The 20,322-nt window shown below is 69.5% G+C and carries 20 protein-coding genes; 14 read left to right on the top strand and 6 right to left on the bottom strand.

Features of this window, described 5'->3' with window-relative positions; genetic code table 11:
• Nucleotides 1–40: 40 nt before the first annotated feature.
• Nucleotides 41–274: a hypothetical protein gene (locus IEZ09_RS16050; RefSeq protein WP_189254486.1), complete on the bottom strand. Its 234-nt coding sequence runs from the start codon at nucleotides 272–274 to the stop codon at nucleotides 41–43.
• Between the two features lie 766 nt (nucleotides 275–1,040).
• On the opposite strand from IEZ09_RS16050, the gene IEZ09_RS16045 reads away from it, so the two are divergent.
• Entirely contained in the window at nucleotides 1,041–4,028 is a 2,988-nt protein-coding gene (locus IEZ09_RS16045; protein WP_189254485.1) for an AfsR/SARP family transcriptional regulator, read from the top strand.
• Nucleotides 4,029–4,031: 3 nt separating this feature from the next.
• On the opposite strand, the gene IEZ09_RS16040 is transcribed toward IEZ09_RS16045, so the two are convergent.
• Nucleotides 4,032–4,949 carry a DUF8017 domain-containing protein gene (locus IEZ09_RS16040; RefSeq protein WP_189254484.1) on the bottom strand — a complete coding sequence of 306 codons (918 nt, stop codon included), beginning with the start codon at nucleotides 4,947–4,949 and terminating at the stop codon, nucleotides 4,032–4,034.
• 118 nt (nucleotides 4,950–5,067) lie between these two features.
• On the opposite strand from IEZ09_RS16040, the gene IEZ09_RS16035 reads away from it, so the two are divergent.
• Nucleotides 5,068–6,027, top strand: a complete 960-nt coding sequence (locus IEZ09_RS16035; RefSeq protein WP_229812596.1) for a YhgE/Pip domain-containing protein — start codon at nucleotides 5,068–5,070, stop codon at nucleotides 6,025–6,027.
• Here the strand turns inward: IEZ09_RS16035 and IEZ09_RS16030 are convergent.
• Together IEZ09_RS16030 and IEZ09_RS16025 are read right to left on the bottom strand one after the other, a co-directional pair.
• Nucleotides 5,923–6,330 carry a YjbQ family protein gene (locus tag IEZ09_RS16030; RefSeq protein WP_189254482.1) on the bottom strand — a complete coding sequence of 136 codons (408 nt, stop codon included), beginning with the start codon at nucleotides 6,328–6,330 and terminating at the stop codon, nucleotides 5,923–5,925. The two genes, IEZ09_RS16035 and IEZ09_RS16030, sit on opposite strands and share 105 nt — an antisense overlap.
• 4 nt (nucleotides 6,331–6,334) lie before the next feature.
• Complete coding sequence (locus IEZ09_RS16025) at nucleotides 6,335–6,892, bottom strand: sugar O-acetyltransferase (protein WP_189254481.1); 558 nt, start codon at nucleotides 6,890–6,892, stop codon at nucleotides 6,335–6,337.
• 139 nt (nucleotides 6,893–7,031) lie between these two features.
• Between IEZ09_RS16025 and IEZ09_RS16020 the strand changes: the two genes are divergently transcribed.
• The 3 genes from IEZ09_RS16020 to IEZ09_RS16010 are packed head-to-tail and all read left to right on the top strand — an operon-like array spanning nucleotide 7,032 to nucleotide 9,226.
• Nucleotides 7,032–7,496 (top strand): DUF4442 domain-containing protein, encoded by a 465-nt coding sequence (locus tag IEZ09_RS16020; RefSeq protein WP_189254480.1) that lies wholly within the window; start codon nucleotides 7,032–7,034, stop codon nucleotides 7,494–7,496.
• Nucleotides 7,489–8,442, top strand: a complete 954-nt coding sequence (locus IEZ09_RS16015) for an aminotransferase class V-fold PLP-dependent enzyme (RefSeq protein ID WP_189254479.1) — start codon at nucleotides 7,489–7,491, stop codon at nucleotides 8,440–8,442. Before IEZ09_RS16020 ends, IEZ09_RS16015 begins: the two co-directional genes overlap by 8 nt.
• 55 nt (nucleotides 8,443–8,497) lie before the next feature.
• Nucleotides 8,498–9,226: a hypothetical protein gene (locus tag IEZ09_RS16010; RefSeq protein WP_189254478.1), complete on the top strand. Its 729-nt coding sequence runs from the start codon at nucleotides 8,498–8,500 to the stop codon at nucleotides 9,224–9,226.
• 22 nt (nucleotides 9,227–9,248) lie between these two features.
• Here IEZ09_RS16010 and IEZ09_RS16005 read toward each other — a convergent pair whose 3' ends face one another.
• Nucleotides 9,249–9,677 carry a ferritin-like domain-containing protein gene (locus tag IEZ09_RS16005; RefSeq protein WP_229812595.1) on the bottom strand — a complete coding sequence of 143 codons (429 nt, stop codon included), beginning with the start codon at nucleotides 9,675–9,677 and terminating at the stop codon, nucleotides 9,249–9,251.
• Complete coding sequence (locus IEZ09_RS16000) at nucleotides 9,674–10,117, bottom strand: hypothetical protein (protein ID WP_229812594.1); 444 nt, start codon at nucleotides 10,115–10,117, stop codon at nucleotides 9,674–9,676. The genes IEZ09_RS16005 and IEZ09_RS16000 overlap by 4 nt, the downstream gene beginning before the upstream one ends.
• A 129-nt stretch (nucleotides 10,118–10,246) precedes the next feature.
• On the opposite strand from IEZ09_RS16000, the gene rimP reads away from it, so the two are divergent.
• The 9 genes from rimP (at nucleotide 10,247) to IEZ09_RS15955 (ending at nucleotide 20,314) form a co-directional block, all read left to right on the top strand.
• Nucleotides 10,247–10,771 carry a ribosome maturation factor RimP gene (gene rimP, locus IEZ09_RS15995; protein WP_189254477.1) on the top strand — a complete coding sequence of 175 codons (525 nt, stop codon included), beginning with the start codon at nucleotides 10,247–10,249 and terminating at the stop codon, nucleotides 10,769–10,771.
• Nucleotides 10,768–11,781 carry a transcription termination factor NusA gene (gene nusA, locus IEZ09_RS15990; RefSeq protein ID WP_189254476.1) on the top strand — a complete coding sequence of 338 codons (1,014 nt, stop codon included), beginning with the start codon at nucleotides 10,768–10,770 and terminating at the stop codon, nucleotides 11,779–11,781. Before rimP ends, nusA begins: the two co-directional genes overlap by 4 nt.
• Before the next feature lie 117 nt (nucleotides 11,782–11,898).
• Nucleotides 11,899–12,147, top strand: coding sequence for a YlxR family protein (locus tag IEZ09_RS15985; protein WP_308427929.1), 249 nt, complete (start codon nucleotides 11,899–11,901; stop codon nucleotides 12,145–12,147).
• An 87-nt stretch (nucleotides 12,148–12,234) separates the two neighbouring features.
• Nucleotides 12,235–15,387, top strand: a complete 3,153-nt coding sequence (gene infB / locus IEZ09_RS15980) for a translation initiation factor IF-2 (RefSeq protein ID WP_189254475.1) — start codon at nucleotides 12,235–12,237, stop codon at nucleotides 15,385–15,387.
• A 71-nt stretch (nucleotides 15,388–15,458) separates the two neighbouring features.
• Nucleotides 15,459–15,755: a DUF503 domain-containing protein gene (locus IEZ09_RS15975; protein ID WP_189254474.1), complete on the top strand. Its 297-nt coding sequence runs from the start codon at nucleotides 15,459–15,461 to the stop codon at nucleotides 15,753–15,755.
• A 91-nt stretch (nucleotides 15,756–15,846) separates the two neighbouring features.
• The gene (gene rbfA, locus IEZ09_RS15970) at nucleotides 15,847–16,296 is read left to right on the top strand and encodes a 30S ribosome-binding factor RbfA (RefSeq protein WP_189254473.1); all 450 of its coding nucleotides are present in this window, start codon (nucleotides 15,847–15,849) and stop codon (nucleotides 16,294–16,296) included.
• 104 nt (nucleotides 16,297–16,400) lie between these two features.
• Complete coding sequence (locus tag IEZ09_RS15965) at nucleotides 16,401–17,387, top strand: DHH family phosphoesterase (protein ID WP_189254472.1); 987 nt, start codon at nucleotides 16,401–16,403, stop codon at nucleotides 17,385–17,387.
• Nucleotides 17,384–18,517 carry an ROK family transcriptional regulator gene (locus IEZ09_RS15960; RefSeq protein ID WP_189254471.1) on the top strand — a complete coding sequence of 378 codons (1,134 nt, stop codon included), beginning with the start codon at nucleotides 17,384–17,386 and terminating at the stop codon, nucleotides 18,515–18,517. The genes IEZ09_RS15965 and IEZ09_RS15960 overlap by 4 nt, the downstream gene beginning before the upstream one ends.
• Before the next feature lie 495 nt (nucleotides 18,518–19,012).
• Nucleotides 19,013–20,314, top strand: coding sequence for an MATE family efflux transporter (locus tag IEZ09_RS15955; protein ID WP_189254470.1), 1,302 nt, complete (start codon nucleotides 19,013–19,015; stop codon nucleotides 20,312–20,314).
• The last annotated feature ends 8 nt before the right edge of the window (nucleotides 20,315–20,322 follow it).

Here is a 20,322-nt window from a genome sequence, read left to right as displayed (position 1 = left end):
TCTGGCCTCCATTGGTGGTTATCCGGACGGAGGGGAGAGATCAGCCCCAGGGGGTGTCGTCGTCGGCGACGGTGGCGACGGTGGCGACGGTGATGCCCCGACCCCACGGCGTGTCGTCGGAGGCAGCCTTGCCCCACGGCGTGTCGTCGCTGGAGACGGTGGCCTTGCGACCCCAGGGGGTGTCGTCGGCCTGTGCGGTGCCGCAGAACAAGAGAGCCAGGGCCGCAGGGACAGCAGAGAGAACCAGAACGGCGGCGGTCGGCTTGCGGATCATGTCGGCCTCCTTGGTCGGACCTCGGCTTGAGTTCGGGCTTCGGGCACCGTCGAGCGGTGCCCGAGAACAGAAGTTAGGAGCGTCGCCCATCGCCGCTCTATCGCGCACCCACCGCGTATCAATCGGCCGCGATGGTGGCGCCGAAGTCACCAATTGAGACGCTTGTGCGGTTGAGCGGTCAGTCAGCAAACAGCTGTTACTACGCTGGGTGGTGGCTTATCCGCAGAATTAGGTGCGGTGTACCGCAATGCTTGGGTGCGGTTAGCGATCCGAACGAACGGTTTGTGCCGCTCGGAGTAGTCCCGATGAGGCGTTCAGGCTGCTCGGTGTGATGACGTACGATCCTGGTGAACACCGGCACTGACACTCGTGAATTCTTGGGCACGCGTACCGCTTGATCTGCCCCGATGTCCTGGACCCGGCCGTGTCCAAATGAGATGCCTATTGAGATCGGGCGCATTATGTTGGATCGTGCACTGATACACAAGAAGGATCTTGACAGTTTTCCTCGCCGGGGCTAACTTTGGAGATCATCACCCATCCGAGTGACTACCTGCGGTTGACGACAACGGAGGCCAAAGGCGGGAAGTGAAACATTTTCATATCATAACCCGATCTTGAGGTGACGCCCTGGAAGTGCCTTTTTTCCGCGTCTTCGGCAGTACCGGCAAATGCAATTCCGTCACGGAGAATTCGTAGCGGTAGTCGTCCGGAGCGTGAGGTGTTGGGGCTTTGCGAGAGATAAAGGCGCGAGGGGTCGTCCGTCATGAGCTCCGCCCCCGATGAGAAGCTGATTTTCAAGCTGCTCGGCCCGATCGAGGTCATCGGCGCCGAGGATCAGGTACAGGTACCCCCAGGACGTCAGCAGACGATCCTGGGCGCTCTGCTGCTCGAGGCCAACCGCGTGGTCAGCATGGATCAGCTGATCGACCTCGTCTGGGAGCACACCCCGCCGTCGACCGCACGGGCGCAGATCCAGATCTGCGTGTCCGCGCTCCGGCGGGAGTTCGCGAGGGTCGGCGTCGACGCCCAGATCGAGACCCGGCAACCCGGCTACCTGCTGCGCGTCGCAGGCGACAGGATCGACAGCTTCATCTTCGAACGCCGCGTGGCCGATTCGGACGCCGCCGCCCGCCAGGGACGCATGGAGGAGGCGTCGGCCACCCTGCGGCAGGCGCTGGCGTTGTGGCGCGGGCCCGCACTCGGCGGTGCCGTGCCCACGTTGCAGAACAAAGCGCTGCGGCTGGACGAGAAACGCCTGTCGGTGCTGGAGAACTGCATCGACATCGAGTTGATGCTCGGCAGGCACCACGCTCTCATCGGTGAATTGCAGGGCATGGTGACCGAACACCCGTTGCGGGAACGCCCGCGAGGCCAGCTCATGCTCGCGCTCTACCGTTCCGGCCGGCAGTCGGAAGCGCTCGACGTCTATCGGGCGGGACGCGACCTCTTCATCGAACACCTCGGTCTCGAACCGAGCGACCAGCTCCGCAAACTCGAGAGGGCGATCCTGACCGACGACGAGTCGCTGCGACTCGACCGGGAGAAGTCCGCCCCTGTCACCGTGCAGAACGTCGTGTCACCGCACCAGCTCCCGGCCACCATCGCGGACTTCATCGGCCGCCAGGACGTCGTGGCGCGTGCCGAAGCCGTGCTGTCCGGCGACCACCTGACGATGCCCGTGGTGACCATCGCGGGCAAGCCGGGCATCGGTAAGAGCGCTCTCGCGGTGCACGTCGCCCACCGCGTCGCCGCCGAGACCTACCCGGACGGCCAGCTCTACTGCGATTTGCGCGGCACCCAGGCCGAACCGGCCACACCGGCCGAGGTTCTGGGCCGATTTCTGTCCGCTTTGGGGGCTGTGGGCTCCACGTTGCCCGACGGTGTGGACGAACGTGCGGACATGTACCGCAGCATGCTCGCCAACCGCCGTGTCCTGGTCGTTCTCGACGACGCGGCCAGCGAGTCGCAGGTGCACCAGCTGCTTCCGGGCTCACCGACGTGCGGTGTCGTCGTCACGAGCAGGGCCCGGTTGACCGGTCTCGCCGGATCTCATTTGGTCGACGTCGACTTCATGGACGCCGACGACGCGATGGAGCTGCTGGGCCGCATCATCGGCAAGCAACGCCTGGAGCGCGAACCCGTTGCGGCGTCGACGTTGGTGGATGTCGTGGGAGGCCTTCCACTGGCGTTGCGCATCATCGGCGCACGGCTGGCGGCCCGTCCGCACTGGACGTTGGCCTCGATGGTCGGGCGTCTGGCCGACGAACGGCACCGCCTCGACGAACTGGTGCACGGCGACATGGTCGTGCGCGCCAGCCTCTCGCTCACCTACGACGGCCTGGAACCCGAAACGCGCAGGGTGATGCGGCTGATGTCGGTGCTGGAAGCGGAAAGCCTGCCGGTCTGGACCGCGTCGGCGCTCACCGGCGACGACCACCACCGCGGTTTCGACCTCCTGGAACGCCTCGTCGACGCCCAACTCCTCGACGTCGTCGGCAGCGACATCACGGGCCTGCCGCGGTACCGCTTCCACGACCTGATCCGCTTGTTCGCCAAGGAACAGCTGGACATCCACGAGTCCCCGGCCACCCAGCTCGCCGCGGTGGAACGCGTGGCCGGCGGCTGGCTCGCGATGGCCGAACAGGCCCACCAACGCCTCTACGGCGGCGACTTCACCGTGCTGCACGGCAACGGCCGGCGCTGGCAGCCGCCCACCCCGTACCTGGACCAGGTGCTGCACGACCCGTTGGGGTGGCTGGAAAGCGAGCGCCCGAACATCTGCGCGGCCGTGCTGCAGGCAGCCGAGGCGGGCCTGGACGAGCTGTGCTGGGACCTCGCGATGACGCTCGTGACGTTGTTCGAGACCCGCAGCTACCTCGACGACTGGCAGCAGACCCACGAACGCGCCCTCGACACGACCCACAGGGCGGGCAACAAACGCGGCACCGCGGCCCTGCTGTGCTCGCTGGGATCGTTGCACCACAGCCAGCGCCGGATGGAAGCCGCCCGCGCCGCGCTGGAACCCGCCCTGGAACTCTTCACCGAGCTCGACGACACCCACGGCCTCGCCCTGGTGCGCCGCAACCTGGGACTGCTGGAGTACAACGAGGGCCGTCCCGAGCTCGCGGCCCGGATCTTCGAGCAGTCGCTGGCCGGGTTCAAACGCGTCGGCGACGTCGTGGGCCAGGCGTACGTGGTGTCCCAGCTCGCGCAGCTGTCGCTGGACCGCGGGGAACACGAGCTCGCGGTGGGCCAGCTGCGCGGGGCGCTGGGCATGTGCCGGGAGATCTCCAGCCCTCGCGTCGAGGCCCAGGTCCTGTACCGGCTGGGCGGCGCCATGCTGGTGCAGGGCCGCTACGAACAGGCGCAGCAGCTCATCACGTCGGTGCTCGGCATGGTGCAGCGCTCCGGCGACACGGTGGGCGAGAGCTACGCGTTGCACTCCCTCGGCCTGATCCACGGCCGCATGCGGATGTTCGCCGAGGCCGGCCGGCTGCTTCGGCGCGCGATCCGGTTGTGCGAGGAGAACCTCGACCGGGTCGGGGCCGCGCGGATCCGCCTCGACCTGGCGCAGCTGGTGTCGCAGCGCGGGGAGACGTTCCACGCGATCGCCATCGTGGAGCAGGCGTTGATGACGTTCCAGGAGCTGCGGCTCGCGCTGTGGGAGAGCAAGGCGATGGCGGTGCTGGAGAAGATCAGCGCCGAGAACCCGCTGCCCGCCGCCGTCCCGTCGAACGGCGGCGCGCGGTGACGTCTACGTCGTCGGCACCAGCGAGTCGATCATCTTCTGCAGCTCGGGCTCCTTGGGCAGCGGCGGGTTGGCGCCACCTCCGCCGCCCTCCAGGTCGCCGTTCACGACCAGCACGTGCAGCTTGCTGCTGCCGTTCAGCACGACGACCTTGACGATGCCCTTGCTCGCCAGGCACTTGTTGGCCGACTGGGTGACCGTGGCGTCGACCTGCACGCCCTCGACGACGACCTTCTTGCCGTCCTTCTGGGTGTGCTGGATCTTCACCGCCTTGGGCTGCGTGACCGCCACCTGCGGGTCGCCGCCCGACGCGTAGAACTGCGTCGCCACGGCCTTGGCGAAGTCGGTCGCGGTCTGGTTGATGTCGCCCTTGGGCAGCAGCGTGCCGCCGTTCGTGCCCTTGGTGAACGACTTGCCCTCGCAGTCGTAGTCGCCGTACGTCGAGACGCCGGACAGCGTCGCGCCGGGGAACTTGTCGATCGGGATCCGCGCGTCGCTGATGATCTCCCAGTTCTTCGGGACCTCGTAGTTGTAGCCGAGTGTCGTCACGACGCACTGCATGTCGTCGTTCTTGCAGCCGGCGCTGGTCGGCTGGGACGAGGCGCTGGTCGGGGTGGACGGGTTGTTCTGCGCGTTCGGGTCGCTCTTGTCGCGCGACAGCACGAGCCAGGTCACGCCGCCGCCGACGAGCAGCACCAGCACGACGGCGCCGATCACCAGCCAGAGCGTCTTCTTTTTCTTCGGCGGCTCGTTGTCGAACCCGCCGTAGACGCCCAGACCGCCGTACTGGCCGTAGCCCTGCTGCGGGAAACCACCCGTCTGCGGAGGGCCGCCGACCTGGTAGCCGCCCGAGTAGTCACCCTGCTGCTGGCCCCAGCCCTGCTGGTCGTTCCAGCCGCCCTGTCCACCACCTGGGTAAGTCACGGGGGAACGGTACCTGGTGGGTCTGACAGGACTTAATTCATCAAGCGTTGACTTACCGGCCGTGCCAGGCGTACGGTTCCACCAAATTCAACGCATGATGAACAAACGGAGGTCAGTGATGCGCACCGCGCTGGTCACCGCCGTCGCAGGCGCGGTGGTGGCGTTTCTCCTGGGACTGCTGACTTTCGGCGTGCAGGCGACCGTGCACCCGCACGACGTCCCGCTCGCCGTGGTGGCGCCTCCGCCGATCGCGGAACGCGTCAGAGCCGCCGACTCGTCCGAGGTCGACATCAGGGTCGTGGAGGCGGCCGAAGCCAGGACTCTGCTGGCGGACAAGGAGGTCTACGGGATCCTGGAGATCTCACCCGGTCAGGCGACGATCCGGCTCAACCCCGCGATCAACCCGTCCGGCACGCAGGTCGCCCAGCAGGTGCTCACCGGTGTCGCGCAGGGCGCTGGGCTGCCGGTCAAGGTCGACACGCAGGCCGTGTCCGCGGCCGAACGCACGGCGCCGCTGGCCGCGTCGGCACTGCTGTGGGTCGGCGGAATGATCGCCGGACTGCTGTTCGTGGTGCTGAAGGGCCGCCGGTTCCGGCTGCTCTCGTCGCTCACGACGGCCGTGCTGGTCGTCGGTTCCGTGACGGGGCTGCTCGCGTGGTGGGGCGTCACGTTCAGCGCGACCGCGCTCGCCTTCCTGCTCACCGTCGCGGTGTCGTTCGCGCTGCTGCAGGCAGGGCTGTTCAAGCACCTGGGCATCCGCGCGATGGGCGTCCTCGGCGTGCTGTACCTGATGGCACCCGCGGTGGCGGGTCAGGTGCCGGAACTGCTCAACCCGGCCTATCGCGCGGTCCTGTGGTCGTGGACGCCGTTCCGCTTCTCCGCCGAGGGCCTGCGCAGCCTGATGTACGACGGCTCCATCAGCACCGAGTGGTGGGTGTTCGCCGGGATCGCGCTCGCCGGGCTCGTGCTGCTGCTAGCCGGCGAGAAAGCTCAGGCGGACCGTCCGGACGGGATTGTCGACGTTGGTGTCGACCAGGCAGATCGACTGCCACGTGCCGAGCGCCAGCACACCGCCTAGCACCGGGATCGTCGCGTACGGCGGCACCAGCGCGGGCATCACGTGGTCACGGCCGTGACCGGGGGTGCCGTGCCGGTGCCGCCACTTCACGTCGCGGGGCAGGATGCGTTCCAACGCGGTCAGCAGGTCGTCGTCGCTGCCCGCGCCCGTCTCGATGATGGCGACACCGGCGGTCGCGTGCGGCACCCACACGTGCAGCAGGCCGTCGCCGTTCTCGCCGTCGAGGAACCGCTCGCACTCGCGTGTGAGGTCGTGGACGACCTCCTCCGAACCGGTGCGGACCTGGATCTCCTCGCTGCGCATGGCCTCAGATCTTACGAACGATCCTGGCGGGGTTGCCGACCGCGAGCACGTGATCAGGCAAATCCCGGGTCACGACACTGCCCGCGCCGACCACCGTGTTGTTGCCGATCGTCACGCCGGGGCACACGATGACGCCGCCGCCGAGCCACACCCTGTCGCCGATGACGATCGGCGCGGTCGTCTCCCAGCCCGCGATCCGCGCCTCGTGGTCCTCGATCGGGTGCAACGCCGTCAGCAGCTGCACGCGCGGACCCATCATCACGTTGTCGCCGATGGTGACCGGTCCGCAGTCGAGGATGATGCCGTCGTAGTTCATGAAGCTGTTCGAGCCGATGCGCGTGTTGTAGCCGTACTCGATCTGCAGGCGTGGCAACAGAACCGTGTTCTCACCGATCTCCGCGACGAAGTCCGAGAGCAGCGCCCGCATGCCCTCGTAGTCGCCCGGTTCGGAGGCGTTGTAGCGGTTCATCAGGCGCTGGGCCCGCTGCCGGTCCTCCTCCAGCGCGGAATCCATCGAGAGATAGGGCTCGCCGTTGATCATCTTTTCGCGGTTGGTGCCCATGTGGTCCCTTCAGGCGGTGTAGGCGCGACGGTAGTTCGTGGGCGACGAGCCGCCGGACTGGAGTGGTCGTCGCAGATCAGGTGATTGAAGAGAGGCATCACACGCCTTCATCGCGGAAAGTTGTGTAACACTGTTTTTTATGAAGGCAAGCCGCCTGCGCCTGGGGATGAACCTGTGGCCGCCGTTCCTGTTCGCCGGCATCCGCGTCGTCGAGATCTCGCCGGACTACCGGTACGCGCGCGTCAAGATGCGTCTGCGCCCGTGGAACCGGAACTTCTTCGGCACCCACTTCGGCGGTTCGCTGTTCGCGATGACCGACCCGTTCTGGGTGTTGCTGCTGTTCCACCAGCTCGGCGGCGAGCACGTGGTGTGGGACCAGGCCGGCGAGATCGAGTTCGTCGCGCCCGGCCGCGGCACCGTGTACGCCGAGTTCCGGCTGACCGACGAGCACGTCGAGCAGGTGCTGGACCAGACCGCGTCCGGTGAGAAGGCTCTGGTCTGGTTCGACACGGACGTCGTCGGGCAGGATGGAACCGTGATCGCGAAGGTGCGGAAGCAGGTCTACGCGCGACGCAAGCGCGGCAAGCAGCTCGCCCGTGCGTGAGGCGTTCGGGGCGGTTTTCGACGTCGAGCCCGGTTACCTCAACACGGCGTCCATCGGTGTGCCCCCGCGGCACGTCGCCGACGCGGTCGCGGCCGCGCACGAACGGTGGCGCCGCGGCCAGGACACGTCGTCGTCCTTCAACGAGGTCGTCGAGATCTCGCGTGAGGCGTTCGGCCGGTTGATCGGGGTGCCCGCGACGTCGGTCGCGTGCGGCGCCACGGTCTCGCAGTTCGTGTCGCTGGTCGCGCAGGCGTTGCCCGCGGGGTCGAAGGTCTTCCTGCAGGACGGCGAGTTCACCAGCGTCACGCTGCCGTTCGTCGCCGCCGGGCACCAGATCGTGTCCACGGTGGACGAAGCGGATCTCGTCGCGGTGAGCGTGGTCCAGTCGGCGGACGGCGCGGTCGCGGACCTCGACGCGTTGCGGGCGAGCGGCAAACCGGTGCTGCTGGACGTCTCGCAGGCCGCCGGGTGGATGCCGTTGTCGTTGGCGTGGGCCGATTTCGTCGTCGGCGTCGCCTACAAGTGGCTGATGTCACCGCGCGGCGCGGCGTGGATGGCGGTGCGGCCCGACCGGCTGGAGTCCCTCCGGCCGCTGGCGGCCAACTGGTACAGCACCGAGGAGAACTACGGCACCAGGCTGGTGCTCCGTCCGGACGCACGGCGGTTCGACCTCTCGCCGACGTGGTTCGCGCACGTCGGTGCGGCGGTGGCGCTGCCGTGGATCGCCACGCTTGACCTGGAGGCCGTGCGCGCGCACTGCGTGAATCTGACGGATCACCTCATGACCGGACTGGGCCTCACGCCCAACGGTTCGGCCATCGTCTCAGTAGACGTACCCCACGTTTCAGGCGTCGTGTCGTCGGTTCGCGCAGGTAGGACGCGGTTCGCCTGTCACCTCTACAACACGGTCGAGGACATCGATCGGGTGCTCAAAGCGCTTGGCTGACCGCCGTCCGTTACCGTGGGTCCTTGTGTCGGAACCACGCCAGTCGCCTGAAGAGGTGACCCAGAACCTGCCTCGCTTCCCACCGAGGCCCACCGACACCGCGCCGCTCTACCCGGCCGACGAGCTGATGAAGCTTCAGTCGATCATGGAAAGCCGCCAGGGGCAGCTGCCCCCGCAGCCGCCTCCTCCGACGCGCAGGGCGACGTGGGTGGGCAGGGCGCTGGCGCTCGTCGGCGTCGCGGTGGTGTCGGGGTTCGTGTGGTGGGTGTTGCAGCCGTCGGACCCGGTGGACGAGCCCGTGGCGCAGCCGCAGAAGACCGCGGGGGAGTTCGAGTTCACCACCGTGCCGCAGCTGCCGGAGCCGGTGAAGGACAGCGACTGCGCGGCCCACGCGAGCGGGCAGACGCAGGCGTTCTTCAAGACCACGCCGTGCCTGCAGCTGACGCGGGCGTTCTACACGGCCAAGCTGCCCGACGGCAGGACCGTGTACTCGTCGGTGTCCGTGGTGAAGATGCGGTCGGCGGACGAGGCCAAGCGGTTGCGCGAGCTGACCCAGAAGGACGGCACCGGCAACGTCAAGGACCTGGTCCTGGACAAGGCCATCAGCGTGCCGCCGCTGACCACGCTGGCCAACGGCGGGTACGCCTCCGAGCAACGCGACCAGGTGGTCGTGATCGTCGAGTCGGACTCGCCGGTCAAGAGCCCCGACGCGCTCACGCACAACAAGGAGATGAAGAAGGTCTCCGCGGACGCGATCAGGCTCGCGTCGTCGTTCGCCGGCTGACCGCACGCGGGGAGCGTGTGCGTCAGCCGGAGGCCACGCCCGGCATCGCGATCGACGCCGGGGTGGTTCCGGCCGCCTTGCGCCACCGCGTCGCGCGGACGGCCGCCGTCGTCAGCGCCTCCAGCGCCGTCGTCCGCAGCGCCGCGTCGTCGGTGCGTTCCAGAACGCCGCGCCACGCCGCGCAGGTGTCCTGCTCGACGGCGACGAGCGCCGCGAGCGCGGACGGCCCGTCCGACACGGGTGCGGGCGGCAGGTAGGCGGCGGCGGGCGGGTTCGGCGTCGCGCCTTTGTCCCGCAGCCACCGCTCGGTGGTGTCGCGGCGCGCCCGGTGCGCGTTGGCACCCTCCGCGACGGCATTGGCCTGGTTGCCCAGGAACGCCGACACCATGCCGTAGGTCCACAACGCCGCGTACTCGGTTCCGAGAGCGGTCTGAACGGCGTCCACGCTCACGCGAGCACCTCCCGCAGCGAAGCGCAGCCCGCGGCCACCGAACCGACGAGGCCGGCGCGGTAGGCGGGCAGCTTGGGAACGACGGCCGACGCGTCGCGCACGGCGTCGTCGAGAGCGGTGCGCAGTGCCGCCACCGGGTCCGGTGGCGTCGGCGGGGTGGTGGGAGCGGGCGGGGCCGTCGAGGACAGCGGCGGCCGTTCCCGGTCGATCTCTGCCTGCAGCAGCCGGGCGTGCGTCTCGCGGGCCTTGGCGATCTCCGCGGCCGCCGGCACCGACGTCAGCGTCTGGGCCAGCGCGACGTCCGCCCGTGCCTGGGCCGCGAGCGCCGACAACGGGTCGGGCGGCGGCGGTGCGGGTGGTTCTGTGGTGCACGCAACGGCGAGCGGTGCGGCGGCCACCGCGAACAGCACGCGGCGGCGGCTGACCGATTCGGAGATCACGCGAACCCATATTGCCAGCCGCCCTGCGAGTCGGTGGCAGGCGGGCAAAAGAGATAGTCTTGGCGACCACGGCCGCCGGAACTGCGTCGGCCGGGGTTTTCATGCGTTCGAACGACAAGGAGACACCACGTGTCCAGCCCGCCGCGCGGAGAGCTTGCCGCGCAGCTAGCACCCGTTGTGCGGGAAGCTCTCGAAGCCGTCGGCTTCGACCTCGACGCGCTCGACGTGAATCAGGCTGGGCGCCGCCGTCTGGTCAAGGTCGTCGTGGACGGCGAGGACGGCATCGGGCTCGACGAGGTCGCCGAGGCGAGCCGCGTGGTCTCCGCCGCGCTCGACGCGCACGACCACCTGATCAACGGGCCGTACACCCTCGAGGTCACCTCGCCGGGTGTCGACCGCCCGCTCACCCGCCCGCGCCACTGGAAGCGCGCGCACCTGCGTCTCGTGAAGATCAAGCAGCCCGAGCAGGTCGAGTGGTTCGGCCGGGTCGGCGAGTGCGACGAGACCGGTGTCGAGCTGCTGCACCAGGGCGAGCTGAAGCGCGTGGAGTACCGCCACATCGAACGCGCGGTCATGGAGATCGAGTTCAAGCAGCCGCCGGTCGAAGAACTGGCTCGGCTCACTCGGAAAGCACCGAAGGAGGAGCCGAGGTGAACGTCGACATCGCCGCCCTGAGGGCGATCGAACGTGAAAAGGACATCCCCTTCGAGACGGTCCTGGAGGCGATCGAGTCAGCGCTGCTGACCGCCTACAAGCACACCGAAGGGCACCACTCGCACTCGCGGGTGGAGATCGACCGCAAGACCGGGGTCGTGCGCGTGCTCGCGCAGGAGCTGGGGCCGGACGGCACCGTGCAGGAGGAGTGGGACGACACTCCGGAGGGCTTCGGCCGCATCGCCGCCACCACCGCGCGCCAGGTCATCCTGCAGCGCCTGCGCGACGCCGAGCACGAGCGCACCTTCGGCGAGTTCGCCGCCAAGGAGGGCGAGATCATCGCCGGTGTCGTGCAGCGCGACGCGCGCGCGAACGCCCGCGGCATGGTCGTCGTCCAGGTCGGTGACACCGAGGGCGTGCTGCCGCCGGCCGAGCAGGTTCCCGGCGAGCAGTACAACCACGGCGAGCGCATCAAGTGCTACGTGGTGAGCGTGTCCCGCGGCGCGCGCGGACCGCAGATCGCTCTCTCGCGCACGCACCCGAACCTCGTGCGGCGGCTGTTCGCCCTCGAGGTTCCGGAGATCGCGGACGGCACCGTGGAGATCCCCGCGGTGGCACGTGAGGCAGGTCACCGTTCGAAGATCGCGGTGAAATCAACGGTTGCCGGAGTGAACGCCAAGGGCGCCTGCATCGGCCCGATGGGCGCCCGCGTGCGCAACGTGATGCACGAGCTCGGCGGCGAGAAGATCGACATCATCGACTACTCGGACGACCCGGCCACTTTCGTCGGGAATGCTTTGTCACCTGCGAAGGTTGTGTCAGTGCGGGTGCTCGACGAGCGTGCCAAGACGGCCCGTGTCGTGGTGCCGGACTTCCAGCTGTCGCTGGCGATCGGCAAGGAGGGGCAGAACGCCCGCCTGGCCGCCCGCCTGACCGGCTGGCGCATCGACATCCGCAGCGATGCGGAGTCCCCGGCTGCCGGAGCAGTCACATCCAGTTCGGCCGAATGAGCTCCAGGGGATAGACTTATCAACGGTTCAACGTCGGGTTCGGTCACCCAGCAGATCGGCCCTGTTCGCACGTGCATTGGATGCCGCACCCGTACGTTGCCGTCTGAGCTGCTGCGTGTGGTCGCGGTGGACGGTTCGGTGGTTCCGGACCTCCGCAGGCGACTTCCTGGTCGGGGTGCTTGGTTGCATTTCGATCTCGAATGTCTGCGCAACGCCGAGCGGCGACGGGCGTTCTCGCGGGCCCTCCGGGTCCAGGGAGCACTCGACGTCGCTTTGTTGCGCGAGCACTTGGAGCAGCACGGGAACAAGGCCCCGGGACAGCCCCGGAGCCAGCAGGAAACAAGGAAGCAGGTCGACCCGTCATGAGTCAGCCGTGAAGCTGAAGACATGAACGCGCGACGTTAAGACGAGGTCGATGGGACTTGCCCGCCGGCCTCACGACCAAGGAGAGCAGTGGCAGGCAAGGCCCGCGTGCACGAGCTCGCGAAAGAGCTCGGTGTTACGAGCAAGGAAGTTCTCAACAAGCTCGCCGAACAGGGCGAGTACGTGAAGTCCGCGTCCTCCACCGTCGAGGCCCCCGTGGCCCGGCGGCTTCGTGACGCCTACGTCAAGACCGAAGCCAAGCCGAAGCCGGCGGCTCCCAAGCCGTCCGCGCCGAAGCCGAAGGCTCCGGCACCCGTTGCTGCCGCAGCGCCCGCCGCCCCGGCGGAGCCGAAGCCGGCAGCCACCTCTGACAGCAAGCCCGCGGCTCCCGCTGCGCCGAAGGCCGTCCCCGGCCCGAAGCCCCCGGCTCCGCGTCCCGCGGCCCCCAAGCCCGCGCCCGCCGCTCCGGCCGCGCAGGCTCCGGCCGCACCCGCACCCGCACAGCAGCCCCAGGCTCCGGCCGCCGCCGCACCGGCACCGGCCGCGCCCAAGGCTGCTCCGGCTCCCGGCCCCAAGCCGGGTGGTCCGCGTCCGGGCCCGCGCCCGGCTCCGCAGGAGCGTGCCCCGCAGCAGGGTCAGCAGCCGCAGGCTCCGGCCGCGTCCGCCGGCTCGACCCCGTCCGTGGTGCCCCCGCGCCCGCAGGCTCCCAAGCCCGCGGGTCCGCGTGCGCCGCGTCCTGGCAACAACCCCTTCGGCGTGGGTGGCGGCAACGCTCCCGCGCCGCGTCCTGGACCTCGTCCCGGCCCGCGTCCTGAGTCCGGCGGCGACCGTCCGTCCGGCCCGAAGCCCGGCGACCCGCGTCCGGCCCCGCGTCCCGGTGGCGCGCCCGGTCAGGGTGGTCCTCGCCCGGCTGCCGCGCAGGGCGGCCCGCGTCCGTCCGCGCCTGGTCAGGGCGGTCCTCGCCCGAACCCGGGCAACATGCCTCCTCGCCCGAACCCCGGCATGATGCCTGGTCGTCCGGCCGGTGGTAACCGTCCTGGTCCCGGTGGCGGCGGTGGCCGTCCCGGTGGCGGCGGCGGTCGTCCCGGTGGTGGCGGCGGCGGTGGCGGCTTCCGCGGTGGCGGCGGCGGTGGCGGTGGCTTCCGCGGCGGTGGCGGCGGAGGCGGCGGTGGCGGCTTCCGTCCCGGTGGCGGCGGTGGCGGTGGCGGCGGCTTCCGTCCCGGCGGTGGTGGCGGTGCCGGTGGCGGCGCCCCTGCCGGTGGTGGCGGCGGTTTCCGCGGTCGTCCCGGTGGCGGTGGCGGCGGCGCTGGTCGCGGCGGAACCGCTGGTGCCTTCGGTCGTCCGGGTGGTCCGGCGCGTCGTGGCCGCAAGTCGAAGCGGCAGAAGCGCCAGGAGTACATGGACAACATGCAGGCGCCTTCGGTCGGTGGCGTCCGCCTGCCCAAGGGCAGTGGCGAGACGATCCGCCTGCCGCGCGGTGCCTCGCTGACCGACTTCGCCGACAAGATCAACGCCAACCCGGCGTCGCTCGTGCAGGTGCTCTTCCACCTGGGCGAGATGGTCACGGCGACCCAGTCGGTGTCCGACGAGATCCTGGAGCTGCTCGGCTCCGAGATGAACTACGTCGTGCAGGTCGTGTCCCCCGAGGAGGAGGACCGCGAGCTGCTCGAGACGTTCGACATCACCTACGGCGAGGACGCCGGTGACGAGGACGACCTGCAGGTTCGCCCGCCGGTCGTGACCGTCATGGGTCACGTCGACCACGGTAAGACGCGACTCCTCGACACCATCCGCAAGGCGAAGGTGCACGAGGGCGAGGCCGGTGGCATCACCCAGCACATCGGTGCGTACCAGGTGCGGACCGAGCTCGAGGGCAACCCGCGTCTGATCACGTTCATCGACACCCCCGGTCACGAGGCGTTCACCGCCATGCGTGCCCGTGGTGCGAACTCGACCGACATCGCGGTCATCGTCGTCGCCGCCGACGACGGCGTGATGCCGCAGACGGTCGAGGCGATCAACCACGCGCAGGCTGCCGAGGCGCCGATCGTGGTCGCGGTGAACAAGATCGACAAGGAGGGTGCGAACCCCTCCAAGATCCGCCAGCAGCTGACCGAGTACGGCCTGGTCGCCGAGGAGTACGGCGGCGACACGATGTTCGTCGACATCTCCGCGAAGCAGGGCATCAACATCGACGGTCTCCTCGAGGCCATCCTGTTGACCGCCGACGCGTCGCTGGACCTCCGGGCCAACCCGGACATGGAGGCCCAGGGTGTCGCGATCGAGGCGCACCTCGACCGCGGTCGAGGTCCGGTCGCCACGGTGCTGGTCCAGCGAGGCACGCTCCGCGTCGGCGACTCGATCGTCGCGGGCGACGCCTACGGCCGCGTCCGCCGCATGGTGGACGAGCACGGCGAGGACGTCCACGACGCCCTCCCGTCGCGTCCGGTGCAGGTCATCGGTCTGACGTCGGTGCCGCGCGCCGGCGACACGTTCCTCGTGGTCGAGGAGGACCGCGTCGCACGGCAGATCGCCGAGCGTCGCCAGGCCCGCACTCGCAACGCGCAGAACGCCGCCAAGCGCAAGCGCGTCAGCCTCGAGGACCTGGACGCCGCGCTGAAGGAAACCAGCCAGCTCACCTTGATCATCAAGGGTGACAACTCGGGTACCGTCGAGGCCCTCGAGGACGCGCTCATGAAGATCGAGGTCGGCGACGACGTCGAGCTGCGCGTGATCCACCGCGGTGTCGGTGGCATCACCGAAGGCGACATCAACCTCGCCGTGGCCGGTTCCGCCATCGTCCTGGGCTTCAACGTCCGGGCCGAGGGCAAGGCGACCGAGCTCGCGAACCGCGAGGGCGTCGACGTCCGCTACTACACGGTCATCTACCAGGCGATCGACGAGATCGAGGCGGCCCTCAAGGGTCTCCTCAAGCCGGAGTACGAAGAGGTCCAGCTCGGCCGCGCCGAGATCCGCGACGTCTTCAAGTCCTCCAAGGTCGGCACGATCGCGGGTTGCATGGTCCTGTCGGGCGAGATCCGCCGCAACGCCAAGGCGCGCCTCATCCGTGACGGCAAGGTGATCGCGGAGAACCTCCCGATCAGCTCGCTCAAGCGGTTCAAGGACGACGCCACGGAGGTCCGCGAAGGTTTCGAGTGTGGTCTCACGCTCGGCAACTACAGCGACCTCAAGCTCGAGGACATCATCGAGACCTACGAGATGCGCGAGAAGCCGCGCGCCTGAGCGGTCTGATGGGGGGTGCGGAGCCATTTATCCGGTGGCTCCGCACCTCTTTTCTCTGGAGGATCTTTCCCATGTACGTGGGGGCTCTGGAACTGGACGTGCTCTTGGGCGACGTCCACTCGTTGAAGGAAAAGCGCTCGGTGGTTCGCCCTGTGGTGGCGGAGCTGCGCAAGCGTTTCGAGGTCGCTGTGTCCGAGACCGGTCATCTCGACCTGCACCGACGCAGTCTGATCGGCGTGGCGGCGGTCGCCGCCGACTTGGAGCACGTCAGGGACGTGCTGGCCAGCTGTGAAAGGCTGGTCGCCGGACGTCCTGAACTGGAACTGCTTTCAGCACGCACCAGGTTGGTCGGGCCCGAGGACGACTGACTGCCGGCCGGGCTGGAACCGCACTGTGCTTATTGCCTTCGGACCCGCACGCGTCTCGTCGGGCCGGAGGACGACTAGGAAGGGGAGGCTCGTGGCCGACACGGCACGTGCCCGCAAGCTCGCCAAGCGGATCTCTCAGATCGTCGCTTCCGCACTGGAGCACGAGGTGAAGGATCCGCGTCTGGCCAGGGTCACCATCACCGACACGAAGGTGACCGGGGATCTGCACGACGCGACCGTTTACTACACGGTTCTTGGTGAGCGTCTGGATTCCGAGCCCGATTTCGCCGGGGCCGCCGCGGCTCTGGAGAAGGCCAAGGGCGTGCTGCGGTCCATGGTCGGACAGCAGACCGGCGTCCGGTTCACGCCGACGCTGACGTTCATGACCGACACCGTGCCGGACGCGGCTCGGAAGATGGACGAGCTGCTGGCTCGCGCCCAGGCGGCGGACGCCGAGGTGGCGCGACTGGCTGCGGGGGCTCAGCCCGCCGGCGAGGCGGACCCGTACAAGGCACCTCGTGAGGACGAGGACGACGACTGAGAGAGCTCCCGCAGCTCGACCGCGCGTCCCTTCCGGGGGTGGAAATGGTCTTGTCCGTGGGTGCCCTGCGGCGCATTGAGACCCTGAACAGCTAACGTCTCCCTGTGGCAGACGACCTGAGCACCACCATTGCCGAGGCCGCGCGGTTACTGGCCGACGCCCATGATGTGACCCTGCTGAGTCACATCAACCCCGACGCGGACACGCTCGGGAGCGCGTTGGCGGTGGGGCTCGCGCTGCACCGGCGCGGAGCAGCGGTGCGCGTGGCGTTCGGTGAGCCGGAGATCGTGCCGGAGTCGTTGAAGGCGCTGGACACGGCCGGGCTGCTGGTGCACCGCGACGAGGTGCCGGAGGAGCCCGAGCTGCTCGTGGTGATGGACACCGGAAGCCTGCAGCGGCTGGGGCCGCTCGCTTCCAGGGTCGAGCGGGCGAAGGGACCCGTCATCGTCATCGACCACCACGTGTCGAACACGCGGTACGGAACGTTGCACTGCATCGACGAGCACGCGGAGGCCACGGCGCTGATCGCGCTCAGGGTGCTCGACGAGATGGGCGTCGAGGTCGACGAACCGATCGCGCGGTGCATCTACGCCGGGCTCGTCACCGACACGGGGGGCTTTCGCAAGGCAGGGCCCGCGGCGCACGAGACGGCGGCTCGGTTGCTGCAGACCGGAGTGGACGCGTACAGCGTGACGAGGCCGTTGATGGACGCGCATCCGTTCGCGTACCTGGGCATGCTGTCGCGAGTGCTGGCCAAGGCCGAGCTGGACGAACGTGCCGCGGGCGGGCTCGGGCTCGTGCACGCGGTCGTGGGGATGGACGACGCGCGGGACGTGCGCAGCGAGGAGGTGGAGAGCGTGATCGACGTCGTGCGCTCCGCGTCCGAGGCTGAGGTGGCGGCCGTGCTGAAGGAGTTGCGACCTGGGTACTGGTCGGTCTCGCTGCGGGCCGTCGGTCAGGTCGACGTGCGTGAGGTGGCGCAGGTGCTCGGCGGTGGTGGGCACCGGCTGGCGGCCGGGTTCACGTTCGACGGGGCCGCGGAGCAGGTCGTCGCGGCGCTCAAGGGCGCGTTGGAGCGGGTGGGGTCATGACACGGACAGGAAGCCCGCGGCTGCTGCGGGAGATCAACGACCGGGCGGCCATCGAGACGTTGCTGCGCAGCGGCGCGATGACGCGGGCAGAGCTGGAGGAGGTCATCGGCCTCTCCAAGCCCGCGACGGCGCAGTTGCTGGCGCGCCTGGAAGAGGACGGCATGGTCGTCCGCACGGGCCTGCGCGGCGGTGGCCGCGGTCCGCGCGCGCAGATGTGGGCCGTCAACGGCGGCGTCGGGCACGTGGCGGCGGTGGCGTTGTCGCCGGACCTGATCGACGTGGCCATCGCGGACATCACGGGCTCGCTGCTGTCGGAGCACAGCGCGCCGATGCCCAAGGAGAACACGCTGCAGGCGTTCCGCGAGACCGTGCAGAAGGCGGCGGCCCTGGCAGGACTGCGCCTGGACTCGCTGTCCCACGTCGTCGTCGGCACGCCGGGCGCGGTGGATCCCGCGTCGGGTCACCTCGGCTTTGCGCCGCACCTGCCGGGGCTGGTGGACGTCGACCTGCCCGCGACCCTGCGCGAGCTGCTGGGAACGTCGGTGTCGATCGAGAACGACATCAACCTCGCCGCGCTGGAGGAGATGAGCTCCGGCAAGGCCGTGGGCGTGCGGAACTTCGTGCTCTTCTGGCCAGCCGACGAGATCGGCTCGGCGGTCGTCGTCAACGGCGTGCTGCTGCGCGGTGTCACGGGCGGTGCCGGTGAGATCGACTCCATGCAGGTCCCCGGCGGGCGCTACGGCGACCAGGTGGACAGCGATGCGATCGTGGCGCTGGCCGCGACTCACGGCATCTCCGCCGAGTCCGGTCTGGAGGCCGTCGCGCACGCCCTGACCGCGGGGACCGGAGGGCGCGAGTTCCTGTCAGACCTCGCTCGTAGGATTGCTCTGGGTCTGGCGAACGTGGTGTGTGTGCTCGATCCGGAACTGGTGCTGCTCTCGGGCGGGGTGGCGCAGGCCGGCGGCGAGACGTTGTGCGATCTGGTGTCGGCGGAACTGCGCAAGCTGGTGGTGCCGCGCACCCCGGTGCAGCTCGCGCAGATCACGGCCAACCCCGTGCGCTCGGGAGCCCTGCACTCGGCTCTGGCGGTGGCACGGGAGCGGGTGTTCGGTCTGCCGCAGCGGGCGTAGGTAGCTCGACCGGGTGAAGAATGTCCTGAAACGCTGTTACCGCACCTCTCGCGTACGAGGAAGCGCGCGGGGGAGCGGGCCAGGGAATCCTGATCGCTTGGTGCCGTGGTCATCAGTGGCCGCGTGTTCGGGGCGGTCGGCCCCGCGCTCCTGTGCTGGGGAGCGGGCCGGTGACGTGAGCGGCTTGGTGCCGTCGTCGGCCTTTGCCGCGTGTTCCGGGGCGGTCGGCCCCGCGTCCTGGGTCGCGAAGCGGGCCGGGGAGGTGAGCGGTTTGGTGCCTTGGTCAGCAGTGGCCGTGTGTTTGGGGGCGGTCGGCGCCGCGTCTTGTGCCGGGGAGCGGGCTGGTGAGGTGAGCGGCTTGGTGCCTTGGTCAGCAGTGGCCGTGTGTTTGGGGCGGTCGGCGCCGCGTCTTGTGCCGGGGAGCTGGCCGGTGAGGTGAGTGGCTTCCATCGCTAAAGGGATGGAGCACGCCTCCCGACCGCCTAGGTTCGGGCTGTGGAGGATCGGGTTCCCGCGCGGCGGGTGATCGGGCTGGCGGTGCCCGCCCTGGGGGTGCTGGCGGCCGAGCCGTTGTACGTGCTCGTCGACACGGCGGTGGTCGGGCACCTCGGGGCCCTGCCGCTGGCGGGGCTGGCGCTGGGCGGTGTGCTGCTCACGCAGGTGTCGACGCAGCTGACGTTCCTGTCCTACGGCACGACGGCGCGCACGGCCAGGCTGCACGGTGCCGGCCGCCGGGCGGACGCCGTGGAGGAGGGCGTCCAGGCGACGTGGCTGGCGCTGGCCGCCGGGGTGCTGGTGGTGCTGCTGGGCCAGCTGTTCGCGCGGCCGGTGGCCGAGGTGCTCGCCGGCGATGGCGCCGTGGCCGACGCCGCCGTGGAGTGGGTGCGCATCGCGCTGTTCGGCGCGCCCTTCATCCTCGTGACGATGGCGGGCAACGGCTGGATGCGCGGCGTCCAGGACACCCGCCGCCCCCTGAAGTACATCCTGATCGGCAACGGCATCAGCGCGGTGCTCTGCCCGGCCCTCGTCTACGGCGCGGGCTGGGGCCTCGAGGGTTCCGCCATCGCCAACGTGGTCGCCCAGCTCCTCGCGGCCGGGCTCTTCGTCAAGGCGCTCTTCGCCGAGCGCGTGCCGCTCGCGCCGCACTGGTCCGCCATGCGCGCGCAACTCGGCATGGGACGCGACCTGGTGCTGCGGAGCCTGGCGTTCCAGGCGTGCTTCGTCAGCGCGGCATCGGTGGCGGCGCGAACCTCCGTCGCGGCCGTGGGCGCGCATCAGGTCGTGTTGCAGCTGTGGACCTTCCTCGCGCTGGTGCTGGATTCGCTGGCCATCGCGGCCCAGTCGCTCGTCGGCGCGGCCCTGGGTGCTTCGAACCGCAGGCAGGCCGAGAAACTCGCGTGGCAGGTCACCCGGTACGGCCTGGTCTTCGGCATCGGCCTGGGCGTGGTTTTCGCCGCGCTGGCAACGGTTTTGCCGCAGGCGTTCACCTCGGACGCGGGCGTGCTGGCGGAAATCCCGCACGCCTGGTGGTTTTTCGTTGCGCTGCAACCGATCGCGGGCGTGGTGTTCGCGTTGGACGGCGTGCTGCTCGGTGCGGGCGACGTGAAGTTCATGCGGACGGCGACGCTCGGGTCGGCGGTGATCGGGTTCCTGCCGCTGGTGTGGGCCTCGTACGCGTTCGGGTGGGGGCTGGCCGGGATCTGGACCGGGTTGTCGGCGTTCATGGTGCTGCGGCTGGTCGCGGTGGTGTGGCGCACGCGGTCGGGTGAGTGGGCGGTCGAGGGCGCGGTCAGGTGAGGCCTGGA

This window comes from Lentzea flava, from assembly GCF_014648475.1.
GTDB lineage: Bacteria > Actinomycetota > Actinomycetes > Mycobacteriales > Pseudonocardiaceae > Lentzea > Lentzea flava.
This window is presented reverse-complemented; position numbering and strand designations above follow the sequence as displayed.